Origin of the sequence: Candidatus Pelagibacter sp., assembly GCF_965262185.1 — a bacterium.
GTDB lineage: Bacteria > Pseudomonadota > Alphaproteobacteria > Pelagibacterales > Pelagibacteraceae > Pelagibacter.
In genome coordinates this window covers 324,624-338,836 of sequence record NZ_OZ253498.1, presented here as the reverse complement: position 1 = coordinate 338,836, position 14,213 = coordinate 324,624, and the positions used below count along the sequence as shown (strand labels likewise).

The 14,213-nt window shown below is 29.0% G+C and carries 19 protein-coding genes, 1 pseudogene and 1 riboswitch; of the genes and pseudogenes, 10 read left to right on the top strand and 10 right to left on the bottom strand.

Features of this window, described 5'->3' with window-relative positions:
* Positions 1–8: 8 nt before the first annotated feature.
* From ACQY31_RS01965 to ACQY31_RS01945, 5 genes are read left to right on the top strand one after another with little or no spacing between them, the layout of a single operon-like run.
* The gene (locus ACQY31_RS01965; RefSeq protein ID WP_428080341.1) at positions 9–461 is read left to right on the top strand and encodes a hypothetical protein; all 453 of its coding nucleotides are present in this window, start codon (positions 9–11) and stop codon (positions 459–461) included.
* A 40-nt stretch (positions 462–501) separates the two neighbouring features.
* Positions 502–1,047, top strand: a complete 546-nt coding sequence (locus ACQY31_RS01960; protein WP_428080340.1) for a tetratricopeptide repeat protein — start codon at positions 502–504, stop codon at positions 1,045–1,047.
* On the top strand, positions 1,047–2,042 hold the full coding sequence (locus ACQY31_RS01955) for a S1C family serine protease (protein WP_428080339.1): 996 nt from the start codon (positions 1,047–1,049) through the stop codon (positions 2,040–2,042). The genes ACQY31_RS01960 and ACQY31_RS01955 overlap by 1 nt, the downstream gene beginning before the upstream one ends.
* 4 nt (positions 2,043–2,046) lie before the next feature.
* Complete coding sequence (locus tag ACQY31_RS01950; protein WP_428080338.1) at positions 2,047–2,667, top strand: SOS response-associated peptidase; 621 nt, start codon at positions 2,047–2,049, stop codon at positions 2,665–2,667.
* A 10-nt stretch (positions 2,668–2,677) separates the two neighbouring features.
* Positions 2,678–3,013 carry a hypothetical protein gene (locus ACQY31_RS01945; RefSeq protein ID WP_428080337.1) on the top strand — a complete coding sequence of 112 codons (336 nt, stop codon included), beginning with the start codon at positions 2,678–2,680 and terminating at the stop codon, positions 3,011–3,013.
* Between the two features lie 2 nt (positions 3,014–3,015).
* Here ACQY31_RS01945 and ACQY31_RS01940 read toward each other — a convergent pair whose 3' ends face one another.
* Both ACQY31_RS01940 and ACQY31_RS01935 read right to left on the bottom strand, forming a co-directional pair.
* On the bottom strand, positions 3,016–4,506 hold the full coding sequence (locus ACQY31_RS01940) for a DEAD/DEAH box helicase (protein WP_428081228.1): 1,491 nt from the start codon (positions 4,504–4,506) through the stop codon (positions 3,016–3,018).
* An 81-nt stretch (positions 4,507–4,587) separates the two neighbouring features.
* The gene (locus ACQY31_RS01935) at positions 4,588–5,073 is read right to left on the bottom strand and encodes a YajQ family cyclic di-GMP-binding protein (protein WP_262589405.1); all 486 of its coding nucleotides are present in this window, start codon (positions 5,071–5,073) and stop codon (positions 4,588–4,590) included.
* A 62-nt stretch (positions 5,074–5,135) separates the two neighbouring features.
* Between ACQY31_RS01935 and ACQY31_RS01930 the strand changes: the two genes are divergently transcribed.
* Complete coding sequence (locus ACQY31_RS01930) at positions 5,136–6,155, top strand: D-2-hydroxyacid dehydrogenase (RefSeq protein WP_428080336.1); 1,020 nt, start codon at positions 5,136–5,138, stop codon at positions 6,153–6,155.
* A 20-nt stretch (positions 6,156–6,175) separates the two neighbouring features.
* Positions 6,176–6,623, top strand: a pseudogene (locus ACQY31_RS01925) (YtoQ family protein).
* Positions 6,624–6,627: 4 nt separating this feature from the next.
* Here ACQY31_RS01925 and ACQY31_RS01920 read toward each other — a convergent pair.
* The 8 genes from ACQY31_RS01920 to ACQY31_RS01885 form a co-directional block, all read right to left on the bottom strand.
* Positions 6,628–7,062 (bottom strand): CBS domain-containing protein, encoded by a 435-nt coding sequence (locus tag ACQY31_RS01920; RefSeq protein WP_428080335.1) that lies wholly within the window; start codon positions 7,060–7,062, stop codon positions 6,628–6,630.
* Positions 7,063–7,113: 51 nt separating this feature from the next.
* On the bottom strand, positions 7,114–7,809 hold the full coding sequence (locus ACQY31_RS01915; RefSeq protein ID WP_428080334.1) for a dienelactone hydrolase family protein: 696 nt from the start codon (positions 7,807–7,809) through the stop codon (positions 7,114–7,116).
* A 375-nt stretch (positions 7,810–8,184) separates the two neighbouring features.
* Positions 8,185–8,988, bottom strand: a complete 804-nt coding sequence (locus tag ACQY31_RS01910; protein WP_428080333.1) for a hypothetical protein — start codon at positions 8,986–8,988, stop codon at positions 8,185–8,187.
* The gene (locus ACQY31_RS01905) at positions 8,988–9,869 is read right to left on the bottom strand and encodes an inverse autotransporter beta domain-containing protein (RefSeq protein WP_428080332.1); all 882 of its coding nucleotides are present in this window, start codon (positions 9,867–9,869) and stop codon (positions 8,988–8,990) included. Before ACQY31_RS01905 ends, ACQY31_RS01910 begins: the two co-directional genes overlap by 1 nt.
* Positions 9,870–9,958: 89 nt before the next feature.
* Complete coding sequence (locus ACQY31_RS01900; RefSeq protein WP_428081226.1) at positions 9,959–10,036, bottom strand: hypothetical protein; 78 nt, start codon at positions 10,034–10,036, stop codon at positions 9,959–9,961.
* A gap of 107 nt (positions 10,037–10,143) precedes the next feature.
* A complete protein-coding gene (locus ACQY31_RS01895; protein WP_428080331.1) occupies positions 10,144–10,971 on the bottom strand; it encodes a dienelactone hydrolase family protein in 828 nt (275 codons plus the stop codon).
* 26 nt (positions 10,972–10,997) lie between these two features.
* Positions 10,998–11,171, bottom strand: coding sequence for a hypothetical protein (locus tag ACQY31_RS01890; protein ID WP_428080330.1), 174 nt, complete (start codon positions 11,169–11,171; stop codon positions 10,998–11,000).
* 138 nt (positions 11,172–11,309) lie between these two features.
* Positions 11,310–11,543: a hypothetical protein gene (locus ACQY31_RS01885; RefSeq protein WP_428080329.1), complete on the bottom strand. Its 234-nt coding sequence runs from the start codon at positions 11,541–11,543 to the stop codon at positions 11,310–11,312.
* Positions 11,544–11,545: 2 nt separating this feature from the next.
* Positions 11,546–11,610, bottom strand: a riboswitch (SAM riboswitch).
* A 428-nt stretch (positions 11,611–12,038) separates the two neighbouring features.
* On the opposite strand from ACQY31_RS01885, the gene ACQY31_RS01880 reads away from it, so the two are divergent.
* From ACQY31_RS01880 to ACQY31_RS01870, 3 genes are all read left to right on the top strand, one after another.
* Positions 12,039–12,539, top strand: a complete 501-nt coding sequence (locus tag ACQY31_RS01880) for a hypothetical protein (protein WP_428080328.1) — start codon at positions 12,039–12,041, stop codon at positions 12,537–12,539.
* A 411-nt stretch (positions 12,540–12,950) separates the two neighbouring features.
* Positions 12,951–13,151 carry a hypothetical protein gene (locus tag ACQY31_RS01875; RefSeq protein ID WP_428080327.1) on the top strand — a complete coding sequence of 67 codons (201 nt, stop codon included), beginning with the start codon at positions 12,951–12,953 and terminating at the stop codon, positions 13,149–13,151.
* 100 nt (positions 13,152–13,251) lie between these two features.
* Positions 13,252–14,088, top strand: a complete 837-nt coding sequence (locus tag ACQY31_RS01870; RefSeq protein WP_428080326.1) for a heparin lyase I family protein — start codon at positions 13,252–13,254, stop codon at positions 14,086–14,088.
* Positions 14,089–14,213: the final 125 nt, after the last annotated feature.

Sequence of the window (14,213 nt, the reverse complement as noted above, 5' to 3'; positions counted from 1 at the left end):
GCTTTTGAATGAAAAGATTTATTATAGTTTTGAGTTTCATTTGTTTTGGTTATGCTAACGCACAAAATATTAACATAACAATAGATGCAAATTTAAATCTGACATGTGCATTTGAAAAAGTAATTTTAAAAAATCCAGATCATAACTTTGTGACATTTACAAAAGATCAAATTAAGAGAGAAGGTATTAATAAATTAGTAATAGAAACTAAATCGCCAAATGTATTGAATATTAAAAATTTATCTAATTTTATTGATAAAATTGAACTAGAAGTAAAAATTTCCAACAAAGATATTGTTTTAATCCAAGCTTTTGATGATGAAAGAAATTATTCAGAATCTGCAGTTTTAACTATTAAGACAGGCGAGCTTATTCATGAAATCACTAAAAACATTAAACTAGAAGAGAAAGAAAAGGATATTTCTTTTTATAGTTGTAAAAAAATTAATCAAAACACATAAGTTCAAAGACTCTAATTCTCTTATTTGATAATATTTAATCATGAAGAGATTGCTTTTATTTTTTTTGATTTTTTTGTTTTCAACGAGTTCTTTTGCAAACGATAGAGATGTTAGACTTAATCAATTGTTTAATGAACTAAAAGTTAATAAGGCAAAAGTAGCATCAATAGTTGAACAAGAGATTTGGTCTTTATGGAACACACATCCAACGGATGAAAAATTAACTGCTCGATTAGAAGAGGGTTCTATGTTTATTAGAAACCAACAACCTAATAAAGCAAGGGAAATATTTACAGAAGTAATAAAACTTGATGAAAATTGGGCTGAGGCTTGGAATAAGAGAGCAACTGTTCTTTATATGTTGGGAGAATATCAAAAATCACAAGATGATATTGATAAAGTTTTAGAATTAGAGCCAAGACATTTTGGTGCTTTAGCTGGACAAGGATTGGTTAATATAGAATTAAAAAATTATGAAAAAGCAATACGTAGTTATGAGGAGGCTCAAGAAATTTATCCATCAATGAAAACACCTGATGTCATGATTAAACAACTAAAGGAAATAATTAAACAACAATCAATTTAGTGAAAAAAATATTTATTATTTTTTGGATATTATTATTTTCGACAAACAACTCATTTTCTGAAACTAAAAAATTAACTACTGAAGAAGATATTTTAAATATTTATAAATCAGTTGTTAAAATTGATAGCATTATCCCACCAGAAGCAAGAACTGCACAATCTTTAGGAACTGTGAGAGGAGGGAACGGAGTAGTAATTGATAATAAACACATATTAACAATTGGTTATATTGTTGTTGAGGCTGAAACAATTACAATAACATTACCTGATGGTAAAAAATTTCCTGGTGAGCTTATAGGATATGATCATACAACAGGGTTTGGTATTTTAAGAACCATTATTCAATCAAACCTAACACCTCTTAAAATTGGAGATTCTGATCAATTAACTAAAGAAGATTTTTTATATGTGTTACCTTATTTAACAGAGGGAAGACCTTCAGCTGTTAAAATGGTTTCAAGACGATCTTTTGCTGGATGGTGGGAATATTTTTTAGATAAACCAATTTATACTTATCCAGCTAATAGCTCTTTTGCAGGTTCTGCTTTAATTAATGAATATGGTGAAGTTTTAGGAATAGGTTCTTTGTATGTAGGAGATGCAGCAGCAACAGGAATAAGTTCTCCCGGAAATATGTTTGTGCCAATCAATGATTTAAAACCAATTTTAGATGATTTAATTGAAAATGGCAGAAGAACAAAAGATATCAAACCTTATATGGGTTTAACTTCAAGTGACAATACTGGACAAGTTAAAATCACAAGAGTAAATGACAACGGTCCTGCTGCTAAAGCTGGATTTAGTGTTAACGATACAATTTTAGCTGTTAATAATGAAAAAATTAACAACATTGAGGATTTTTATAAAGTAGTTTGGTCTTTTGGTGGCCCAGGGACTAAATTACAATTTGATATAGAAAGAAATCAAGAAAAATTAAATATTGAGCTTACGACAATGGATCGTAATGACTTTTTTGTAAAACCAAAATATTATTAATCTTATGTGTGGAAGATATGTTGTTAAAAATCCAGTAACCAAAACTAGTTCATTAGTTAAATCTGCAATTCAGGTTGAGGATAATGAAAACTATAATGCTCATCCTTATCAAAAACTTCCAGTTATAAAAAAATATAAAAATGGAAATACCTTAGAAGCTTTGAAATGGGGTTTGGTTCCAAGGTGGGCGAAAGATAAGGATTTTAAAGCTTTGATTAATGCCCGACTTGAGACCATTGATGAAAAGGTTTCATTTAAAAAATTGATTAAAAACAATCGATGTGTCGCTGTTGCAGATGGATTTTATGAATGGAAGAGGGAAGAGAAAGAAAAAACCCCTCACTACTTTACTCGTGAAGATACCAACACTATTTATTTTGCAGGGATATTTGAAGATGATCAGTTTTGTTTAATTACAGAAGAAGCAAAAGAAAATATTAAGGAAATTCATCACCGACAACCAGTTATTCTTAATCAAGTGGATGTTAATAGATATCTAAATTTAGAATTACAAGGATCAGCGTTTCTAAATGAACGTAAATCACCCAATCTTATTTTTCATGAAGTATCCAAAGATGTTAATAAGCCAACAAATAATACTGCATCTTTAATTCAAAAAGTTTAATAATAAAAACATGTTTTTCTTTGTAAAAATTTTAATTGCAGGAATAATAATTTCTTTTGCTAGTTGGTTATCTGGACAATACCCAAAATTATCTGGGTTTATAATTGCTCTACCAATTGCATCCTTGATTGCAATTATATTTTCTTTTTACGAGCACCAAGATGTTGAAAAAACAGTCACATTTACTAAAAGTATTTTAATTGCAGTTCCTGTTAGCTATTTGTTTTTTCTACCATTCTTTTTTGCAAAACCATTGGGAATGAATTTTTGGTTAATTTATTTAATAGGACTATCCTTGCTTGTAGTAGGATATTTTTTACACAAATATTTAATTAATTTATTTTAATTTTATTTAGGTTTGTGCTTTTTAAATGAAAAATTCTTTGGTCTTTTACGATTTTTAAATTTATTTCTTTTCTTAAAAGATTTCTCTTTAAAGTTTTCATTTTCTATTGGATTTTCTTGTTTTTTGCTAAAATATTTAGGATTATTTGTGTATCCAGCTGTCGTTTCTTTGTTCTTAAATTTAGATCTTTTATGATCTTTATTAAAAGATTTCTTTTTATCTTTATAATCTGATCTTTTGCTATCATCTTTTTTACTAAATTTTTTATTTTTATTAAAACTAGAATTTTTTTTATCTTCTTTTTTAAAGAATTTATTTTTATCTCTAAAACTCTTCTTTTTGTTAAAAGATTTTTTACCTTTTGTATTTTTCTTAGATCTATTTTTTTCAATTTCTTGAAAAGTTTTAAAATTTGGATCTATTAATTTTTGTATAGATCTCCACATATTTCGATCGCTATTGGTTAAAAAAGTTAAAGCAGAGCCATCTTTTCCAGCTCTACCAGTTCTTCCTATTCTGTGAATATAATCTTCTGGAACTTGTGGAAGATCATAATTAATTACATGTTTTATAACTGGAATATCCAATCCTCTTGCTGCAACATCTGTTGCAATTAAAATTCTGCTATTACCATTTCTAAATCCTCTAATAACTCTGTCTCTTTTACTTTGTCTAAGATTACCATGGATAGCATCAGCTTTATGGCCATCGTATTTTAATCTTTTTACTATTTTATCAGCACCATGTTTAGTTTTTACAAAAACTAGAATAGATCCACTTCTTTCTACTAACTGATTAATTAACTCATGATATTTTTTGTCTGTTGTAATTTCGAAAGTTTCTTGTTTAATCTTTTCAATTGGAGTTGATAAAGACCCAACTGATATTCTTTCAGGATTATTGAGATATTTTTGAGAAATCCTTAAAATATTTTCAGGTAAAGTTGCAGAAAATAATAATGTTTGATGATCTTTTGGAATAAATTTTAAAATCACCTCAATTTGTGGGGTAAATCCCATATCTAACATTCGATCTGTTTCATCTAGAACCAGGTAATTTACATTTGATAAGTTTAAACTTTTACGTTCAATGTGATCGTTAATTCTTCCAGGGGTTCCAACTATTATTCTTGCTCTTTTTTTTAATTGTCTAAGTTGTTTTTGCATACTCTCACCACCAATTAAAAGAGCATTACCAATTCCTATTTCTCTAATATTAAGTTTTAAAACAGTTTCCATTACCTGTGTTGCAAGTTCCCTTGTTGGACAAATTATTAATGCCATTGCTTGCTTATCTTTTAAAAGCTTATTTAGCATTGGAATTGTAAATGCTAATGTTTTACCGGTACCTGTTTGTGCAGTTCCTAAAACATCTTTTCCTTCTAAACTAATTGGTATCGATTGACTTTGAATAGGGGTTGGGGTTTTAAATTCAGCTAATTCAATTGATCTTTTTAATTTATTTTCAATATTTAGATCAGAGAAGTTCATTATGTCGGGATTGGTATAAATTTTAAGTAATTGAGTGTCTGCTTATATCTTTTTGTACCAAATACAATAAATAGTTTGAAAGGATTAATCTCTAAAGTTTACAAAGTCTATTGGAAGCCCAATATCAATAGCTTTAATTGCTGCTATAGCTTCTTGAAGGTCATCTCTTTTTTTACCATCAACTCTTAATTCATCCCCTTGGATTTTTACCTGAATTTTAAGTTTAAGTTTTTTAATGTCAGCTATAACTTTTTTGGCATTTTCTTGGCTAATACCTTCTTTAAGTTCACTTACTTGTCTAATTGCTCCACCCGAAGCACCTTCCGAACTTTTAACTTCCAAAACTCTTGGATCTACTTTTCTTCTTACTAAATGAGTTTGTAATAATTCATTGACTTGCTTTAATTTCAATTCATCAGGAGCATTGGTTGTAACTGATTTATCTTTTCGCTCTATAGTGATATGAAGTCCTTTAAAGTCATATCGATTGCTTATTTCTCTTAAGCAATTTGCTAAAGCATTATCAAATTCTTGATAATTAATTTTACTGATTACATCAAATGAAGGCATAGTTATTTATACAATAATCTATTTTTTATTAAACGAAATTAAAGATAATATTAATTTAAAATATGAAAAAAATTAAAATCCACATCAGAAATAATCATTGGAAAGAGGGATTTTTACCGTGTGATGCTGAAGGTGAGAAAAATAATACAATCACTAAGGAAGAAATTGAAAAGGGTTTTGATCAATATCCTGAGTTAAGGGACAAAGTAGAATATTTGATTGATTGGGATGATGATAATTTTGTCTCCTCAATGAAATCAGCTGATATTTTACTCGGCTGGCAGTTTCCAATACAAGATTTAAAACAAATTGCACCTAACCTTAAATGGATCCATGTGATTTCTGCTGGTGTTAATCATTTATCTCCTTTTGATTGGATGAAAGAGGATTTAGTTTTAACAAATAGTAGTGGAGTTCATGCTAAAAAAGCTGGGGAATTTGGCTTGATGAGTATTTTAATGCTCCAAAATCATATGACTAGAATTGTAACGAACCAAAAAAATAAAGAATTTGTATCTTTACTTGGAAAACCTATTGAAGGAAGGAAGGTAGTTGTTGTTGGAACTGGTTCTTTAGGTGGTTCAATGATTAAACATATCAGCAAACTTGGAGCAGACGTTATTGGTGTAAATAGAAAAGGAAAAAATGTTGAGGGATGCTCAAAAGTTATTACATTTGATAAAATTGATGAAGTGTTACCTTTAGCTGATTTTTTATATCTAGCAGTTCCAGAAACGGAAGAGACAAAAGGATTAATTAATAAATCAAGGTTAGATAAATTAAAATCTACGTGTGGGATTGTTAATATTGGAAGACAATCTGTTTTAGATTACGAAGCTTTAAGAATTAAACTTCAAAATAATGAAATTGCTGGAGCAATTTTAGATGTATTTTCACAGGAACCAATTCCCAAAACATCAAACCTTTGGGATACTCCAAATTTAATTATCACTCCTCATATTTCATCTGATAGTGAGGGCAATTATATTGAAATGGTTCTTAAAATTTTCTTTAAAAATTTAAAATTATTCACAGATAATAAAGAATTAATTAATCAAATAGATAGAAATTTAGGATACTAGTTACTATATATAAAGAACATATGTTGAAAGTATATTTAGCAGGAGAAATTCACACAAATTGGCGTGATGAAATTATTGATGAATGTAAAAAACAAAATTTAGACATTCAATTTTCGTCTCCGGTAACAGATCATGCATCTTCAGATGATTGTGGAGTTGAAATTTTAGGTCCTGAAGAGAAAAATTTTTGGAAAGATCGAAAAGGGGCCAATATCAATTCAATTAGAACTAAAAAATCGATCAAAGATTGTGATGTAATCATTGTTAAATTTGGCGAAAAACAAACAATGGAATGCAGCATTTGATGCAGGCTATGCGGCTGCATTAAATAAATCAATAATTATTATTCATAATGAAGAGCATCAACATGCTTTAAAAGAAGTCGATGCTGCAGCAGCTGCTGTTGCTTCAGATCAAAAACAGGCAGTTCGTATCTTAAAATATGTTCTTCAAGGAACACTTAAATAGTTATCTAACTTGATATAAATTTTTTATAGTGTTCAATAAGATCTTTTTGCTCACTAATCATAATTTTCAGAACATCCCCTATTGATATAATTCCAATTACTTTTTCATTTTCTAAAATAGGAAGATGTCTTATTTTCTTTTCAGTCATTAGTTCCATACATTCATTTATTTTATAATTTTTAGTTACTGTAATTAAATTTTTTGTCATCACTTCGTCTAAAAGAGTATCTTGGCTTTTTTTACCTTTTAAAATTACTTTTCTTGCATAATCTCTTTCTGAGAATATACCGATGGGCTTATTATCATTTTCAAGAATAATTATTGCACCAATATTTTTTTGAGACATTAAAATTAATGCCTCTCTAACATTATTTTCTTTAGACATATGCCAAATTTGCTTATTTCTATTAATTTTTAAGTAATCTTCGACTGTTTTCATTGCCTTTTGTGCCCCAAGTTAATTTATTAATAATTTTTACTAAATTGTCATTTAGTCTTTCGTCTTTTCTTCAAAAAATTTGAAAATCTCTTCATCTATATTTTTTTGAATTTCTGGTGCATGTTCTAAAAAACGTTGATCTCCTTTTTTATAAGTTTGTTGAACATGAAATCCGTGAGTAGTTTTTGGTCTTAGTACTTTTATTTCAAAACCAAGTCCTTGATTCTTTTCAACAATCTTATTGCACATTTTTCCAAAATCTTTATCTTCAGTTGGTAAAATTGCTAACATTGGAACATTTTCGCTAAAATCTTTTATTAAAGAATAGTGAATATTGTATCCAAAAATATTCTTAGGGCAATAAGGAGCAATAGCTGCTATACCTTTTAATCCTTCCATTCCTCCCTTGGGTTTATCCAGCAAACTTTTAGGAAGTTCATCAATTGCGCTAAAGACCAATGAGTCCATCAACACCGCTGCACCATATGAATATCCCATAGCAACAATTTTATTAGGATCTGCCCAATTTTGTTTTTTTAACCAATTAAAAGAAACTAAAGCATCTCCAGCAACATGCTTGGGTGTCATTCTAACATCTCCAGCTCCTTTTCCGTTCCCCAAATTACCTAAGCCTCTAGCAGCATATAAATCTACAAATACAAAAGCAAATCCACGATTTGTCCATTCGTTTATGTAGGGAATTCTTTCATCTACCCAACTTTCATCGCCACCACCATGAAAAAACAATATAGTTTTAAAAGGAGGATTTCCTTTTGGTTTAAATATTTTCCAATATGGAGAATGAGTCTTTACAAAATCTTCTGTAGTTAATGGAGTTTTCCATTTTTTAGCTGCGTGAACATTAGATGCAGCAAATAGAATTATAAAAATTGAGAAAAAGATAAAAAAGTATTTCTTAATTTTAATTACCTCCTATTAAATATATCAAAAATAAAAAATTAAAAAAAGATTAATTATTTTAAATAATTCTAATTAATTAAAGGCTTTCCTGTAGCTAAAGTATGTTTAATTCTATCCTGGGTTTTATTAGTTTTAATTTTTTTTCCACCTCATCTTTAGCCAATTTTGAAAATTTGTTATCATACTTTCAAAAAGCAGTGTCTAGTTTATAGTTATTGTAACTTCTGGCTCATTTGCGTAAAATTGGCAACCAACTATTCCACCTCCAGCCGATGCATCAACCTCCCCAACTCCAACTGCAGTTTGAGTGCCAAAGCTAATATCTACTTTAGGTGGATTTAATCCAACTGTAAACGGAGATGTCAGTGCATATACAAGCATGTGATCGTCTGTGCTATCACCTTCAGCATGTTGTTCTTGATATGTTGAATAAGTTGCTGTGTAAGTCATGTCTTGATCGGTTGCCGCATTAGCAGAACAGTTTGCTAAAGCACAAATACTATAATTGTCACTTTTTAAATATAAATTCATTTCACCAGAAGTTCCACCTTCAGCAATTAAAGGATTGTGAGTATACTTTCTATTCGCTTCAGTAAAAGCTGCATTCGAACCAGATCCATAATGTGTGTCATCTATTGCAATAGTTCTGCAGGTGTCAGTACTTGCAGAAGATCCTGTATCTATTGTGTCAGATTTAACAGTAATTTTTCTATCAATAGTAACTCTCATATGGGTATAAGTTGTTCCTAGTGGGAGCAGCGCTGGGTTTCCATAATTTGCAATTGAAGATCCTGCGGCAACACTTGCAATATCAACAACAAGATCATCTGATCCAATTACCAGTGCATTTTCACATGTATCAACACTTGTACTTGCAGTACACAATTCCACTTTTCTCATAGTTATTTTGTAAACTGAAGCTGCTCCACTTGCCGCATGCAAATAAACAATTGAAGTAATCCAAATTATTTTAAACAAAAGTATAATTTTTAAAAAATTTTTCATTAATTAGTCCTCGAAATAGTTGAAAGACCTTTAAATTCAACCATAATTGTATTTTGCCTGTCCACTTTATCCAATAATTCGCCCGACATGTCTTTATTTTCTTTCCAAGCCGTATCTGCTATACCATCCATTAATGTTGGTCCTTTTCTTGGAGGATATACTAACTGTAGATTTGCAAACCATTCATCTTCTAGTCCTTTTTTATCTTTGTCATCATAAAATACTTCTAAATTAAGATTGGGAGTTAAAAGTACTTCACTACCATATTGATTACCTTTAATATCTTGTCTTGTAACTCCTTCCCACTCGTATCCGTTAAAAACTAATTTAACAGAATGCACATAGGGCATCTGCGTAGATATTCTATAATCCCATCCATCAAGAACATTTTCTTCGTTATAGGGATCTCCCAGTTTCATATATCTATTAATTGATAATTCTGTTACAGCCGATTTTATTTCTGCACCAATACTAGTTCTGAAGTGCTCATTCTCTATATCGTAATCATAAAAATTATTTAAACCTAGCATCCAAGTATTGTCTTTAAATAACTTTCTTGTTCCTAAGCCTATATTTCCAATAATTCTTTCATCTCCACCTTTGCCGGTATTTGACTCGGTGTTAAATAAAGAAAACTGTGTAAAGATATTTCCTTCTTCTAGTGGCATTAATTCTCTAACAGCTAAAATATTGAAATCTGGACTATGATTTTCACGGAAATCAATACCAAATTCAGTATAACCCTCACCAGGAATTAAACCTGAGACAAATTCTGAAGTTTTTTTTGATGCAGTATTTAATAGTTTAGTTTTTAGTTCCTCTGCAAAAGATACTTTTGCAGACATCATCAATATCAACAATAATTTAATAATAACTTTCATTATTGTATGAAAATATTATAATTTATCACAATATGTATTTCAATTTAAAAACTTTAATTTAAGGCTCTAAAAACTATTAAAATTAATGGTTAACTAATACTAAACAAAATTTTAGTTAAGATTTCTGCACCAGTAATATAACCTTCTGAAACATAGCTGCCAGTTATTATATAAGAAATTAAAAAAGTATATAGAGACGCGGTAACTCTCTAAGTTAATGTTTTAATTATTAATCTGGCTCTTCTTTCTCTCATATCATTGTAAAATGACTAATTTATTTAAAGGCCTCTTCAAGTTGCTTTTCAATTTCAGATTTTGCCATTTTAGAAAATTTTTCGTCATATCTACAGTCTTGATCATTTTTGGCAGTTGCTAAATCTTTATGATAAATTTCATCAAAGCAGTGTCTAGCTTTTTCATAAAAATGATATTTAATTGGTGTACCTATTTCTTTTTGTCGTTCAATAATAGCTTGGCATAATTTTATTTTTACCCATTTATCAATACTCCCTTGAAAAATTGATACAGGAATATCCTTTTGAGTCCACGGATTGTCATAATTTTTTGTTAGCTTAACTCCAAAAATAGGTTTTCTACAACCTGGATAAAATGTTATAACTGTTTTTAAGCCATCTAAATTAAATTGTTTAGGATCCTCTGAATTGTAAACTAAAGCATCCAAAACAGTATCTCCTCCATGTGACATTCCCATTAATGCTAATTTATTCATATCCACAAAACTCATTTTATTTATAATATCTTTTATCCAAAAAACTTCATGTGCACGTTTAATTGGCATAAGTTTTCTGCTCATCATTGCTTTTCCTTTAACCCCATGAGATTTTGCACTATCTGAGATAATGGACGCATACCCTCTATCTTTTAACCAGTTCATCCAATTTCCGTAGCCAGGACGCCAAAATGGATCTCCTGCACCGGTAAATAAGATTACTGTTGGAAAAGGTCCGTTACCATCTGGCTTTACTACCTTCATGTTTTTTTCTAAATTGGCTTTAATTAATTCAGGATCTTTAATTTGTTTAGCTTGTGAATTAAAAGAAATTAAAAATATAAAAAAAGTTATAAATAAAAATTTTATCATCGTTTATTTTCCTTTCATAAGAAATCCTAATTCTTGATTTCTGAAATTTTTCCTTTTAGGTTTAATTTTTCTTTTTTTAATTCTCTCAATCTTTCCCATGAAGCTGAAGTTCGATCATTTAATCTTAACTTTGTTAAGTGCTTGATTTCAATTTCAATTTTTTTATGTTGTTTAATTAATTGTTTAAGTTCGTTAACCATATTTCTCCTTTCGGAAAAGAGGTTAATAAAACAACCAAGAGGATAGAAAATTAACCTCTTTTCTCAGCAAGTCCCCTATAAATCCCTACCCAAACAGCAAATAAATTGCATATGAGTCACTTCCCAACTCCTTTAAAATCAAGAAACCTTAGTTCTTTGTTCGTTATAATCCTGGTCTTCTTCTTGATCTAGATCGACGACAGTTTCATATCTTTTCAGATCTATCTTACGATCTTTAGTTTTAAAGTCTGATTGCAGTTTCTTTTTTAGTCTTGATGGTATTGCGTTTAAATAAACTGCATCATCAAAGTATCCGGCAAATTTCTTTTGAAGATTGCCGAATGTTTTTTTTAAATTGCCAAAACTTGACATTTTTCCTCCTTTTTAGTGCTTAGACTAATGTCGGGTGAACAATATGGTTCAAATACCCAGCGTGATTTATGAAAAACTTTACTAAAAAAGACTGCTAAATTTAATTTTAAAAATTCTTTTTAGCAGTATTTTAAATCGCTCTGCAAGTTGAACTTAAATCAGCGCTTAAAGTTAGTTTATTTAAAATTTATTTTAGAGTCAATAAAAACTACTATTAAAACAATTTAGAATAATTTTAGTAACTATTATCAATTAAACTTTTAAGTGAATTTTTAAAATAACTTAATTTTATAACTAAAAAAATGAAACTATTTGATTTAACTTTTTTTAAAACATATAATTAAGTTTCACCGAAAGGTAGGTAGTGTAAATGCTAAGCGAGGTCTATGGGTTTCGAGGTATTCACACTGCCATTGAATAGACATAGAAAAAAAAGTGAACCTCCCTATCTGTTGACCTCGCGTATTTACTAAAAGAAATTTTAGGAGGTTTTATTTGTCAAAACACGGCATTGATATAATTCGTTTTCTCAAATGGAGAAAAAAAGCAAAAAATAAAACAATAAATATTCGATTATACGAAATTATTTATGTCGGTGTTCTCATGTTGTGGTCTAAAAAAAACAAACCTCCAATCGAAAATGTTATTTATCAATATATTACTAGAGATGAATATGAGAAAGAATTGGCATCAGGGAAATTATTTGAAAAGTTATTATTAGAAATTAGAGAAACACCATGTGAAGATAATTCAGGTTATTACCTAGAAAATTCATCAGAAATATTAAGTTTTGACGAATATAAAAAACTGTCTGATGTTAAAGATAAACTTATAAAAAGACTATCAACTAATAAAAAAGTAGGAAGATATGTTGCAATACTAGAAATATGTAAAGAATATTACAATTGGGTAGTGGATAAAAAAAGAGAGGATTTAGAAGATATTACTAAAGCATATAACTTTGAAACCACAGCAAGACCACCAATGGAAATATGATTTATAAATTTTTATGTTCAGTAGGAATACATTATTATAAACCAGTGAATATTGATTTTACTTTTAGTTATATTGAACAAGTCGAAACTTTAGAATGCATACATTGTAAATCTCGAAAAGTTGTACGAAAGAAAAAACTAAAATAGATAAATAAGATTTATACTAAAGTTTTAGTGTGATGTAAGATGATTCCCTGACAGTTCAAATAGGTATCAATTAAATTAGAATTTAGAATTTCAGATTACTAACTTTAAGGTATAATTTAATTGATGATACTAAAACAAATCTTCAATTTTTGAAAACATTGGAATTGCAGTTTGTTTATTAAGTTTCATTATTCTTCAGATATATAAAAAATATTTTTTACTAAATTTTCAACAATATTCGTTTAATTTTAATTAAAGGGCTCTTATGAGTAAAAAAGCATTATTTTATAAATCAGTTATATGGCAAGTTATCGGGATGATCTGGATATCATTGTTTTCTTATTTATGGTTTGGTAGTTGGATACGATCCTTAGGTTTTACTATTGTGGTTGTGATTGTAAGTATCTTCGCATACGTACTCTATGAAATGTTGTGGGATAAATTTACTAAAAATAAGAAATTTTAATTCCTGCTCCAATAGTGCTCTAATGACATTGGTTCTTGACTAAGATTCTTTAATTCTTCAGAAATTAGACTCTCTGTTTAGGATTTGGTAATCTTGGATTATGAAAAAACTTTTATTTGTTTTAGTATTATTTTTTTTCACCAACCAAAGTATGGCAGAGTCTATAGATTTTAATAAAAATGAAATTATTGAACAATGTCAACATGGAAAAGTTCTTCCAAAAATTACTACATTTAAGATTAATATAGTCCATCATAAAACAACCTCTGAAGATGGTTGTTTAATTGTAAAAGAAAATAATAATAACCCTGCAAAATCAAACCAAAGATCTGTAAAAATTACTGTTCATCCAGATTTTTGTTCACGGGATGAAGGTTGGAATGATTGTACAAATGATCGTTCTCGAGTTGAATTTTATGATGCTGAAGGAGTTAAATCCAACAAAAGAGTTGTATATGATTTTTCAATTTATATCCCTAAGGATATGAACATTGCTCAAATTGATAATTCAATTAAAAAAAGACAAAGTGTTGTTTTCTTAAGTCAACTAAATACCATAACTAGTAAAATGTATAAAAGTTTAGTTATGTTAAGATGGACCGATAGTGATGGGCTTATTTTTGATACTTATGATAAATTTAATTGGAAGGTTTCAAAAAGCTCTAAGATACCACATTTACTTCCAGAGTCACAAAAAGGTAGATGGATAGATATAAGTTACGAAGTTGACGTGTACCCTAACAAAAAAGGTAAATTAAAAATTTATGCAGACGGCAAGCTTGTTTATGAGCGTTATAATCACAGAACTATAAAAAAATATGGAAAGATCTCTTTAAAATTAGGAATATACAATTATCGTGAAAGCAAAATGAAACGTCCTAGAAGTAGCCAATATGTATACTATGACAATATAAAAAAAACAGTAACATCCTTCTAAATAAATGAAAAAACTTCTATCGATCGTGGTTCTTAGTTTTTTTAAAAGGTTAAGTTTGTATTTCTTTGTATAAACCCAAAGCAGTGGGGACTCCTAAATTTATTTTACTGGGTAGGGGTCAATTT

Coding starts and splice junctions, on each gene's coding strand:
- ACQY31_RS01965 (WP_428080341.1), top strand. CDS start 9: ATGAAAAGATTTATTATAGTTTTGAGTTTCATTTGTTTTGGTTATGCT.
- ACQY31_RS01960 (WP_428080340.1), top strand. CDS start 502: ATGAAGAGATTGCTTTTATTTTTTTTGATTTTTTTGTTTTCAACGAGT.
- ACQY31_RS01950 (WP_428080338.1), top strand. CDS start 2,047: ATGTGTGGAAGATATGTTGTTAAAAATCCAGTAACCAAAACTAGTTCA.
- ACQY31_RS01945 (WP_428080337.1), top strand. CDS start 2,678: ATGTTTTTCTTTGTAAAAATTTTAATTGCAGGAATAATAATTTCTTTT.
- ACQY31_RS01935 (WP_262589405.1), bottom strand. CDS start 5,073: ATGCCTTCATTTGATGTAATCAGTAAAATTAATTATCAAGAATTTGAT.
- ACQY31_RS01930 (WP_428080336.1), top strand. CDS start 5,136: ATGAAAAAAATTAAAATCCACATCAGAAATAATCATTGGAAAGAGGGA.
- ACQY31_RS01920 (WP_428080335.1), bottom strand. CDS start 7,062: ATGAAAACAGTCGAAGATTACTTAAAAATTAATAGAAATAAGCAAATT.
- ACQY31_RS01910 (WP_428080333.1), bottom strand. CDS start 8,988: ATGAAAAATTTTTTAAAAATTATACTTTTGTTTAAAATAATTTGGATT.
- ACQY31_RS01905 (WP_428080332.1), bottom strand. CDS start 9,869: ATGAAAGTTATTATTAAATTATTGTTGATATTGATGATGTCTGCAAAA.
- ACQY31_RS01895 (WP_428080331.1), bottom strand. CDS start 10,971: ATGATAAAATTTTTATTTATAACTTTTTTTATATTTTTAATTTCTTTT.
- ACQY31_RS01890 (WP_428080330.1), bottom strand. CDS start 11,171: ATGGTTAACGAACTTAAACAATTAATTAAACAACATAAAAAAATTGAA.
- ACQY31_RS01885 (WP_428080329.1), bottom strand. CDS start 11,543: ATGTCAAGTTTTGGCAATTTAAAAAAAACATTCGGCAATCTTCAAAAG.
- ACQY31_RS01875 (WP_428080327.1), top strand. CDS start 12,951: ATGAGTAAAAAAGCATTATTTTATAAATCAGTTATATGGCAAGTTATC.
- ACQY31_RS01870 (WP_428080326.1), top strand. CDS start 13,252: ATGAAAAAACTTTTATTTGTTTTAGTATTATTTTTTTTCACCAACCAA.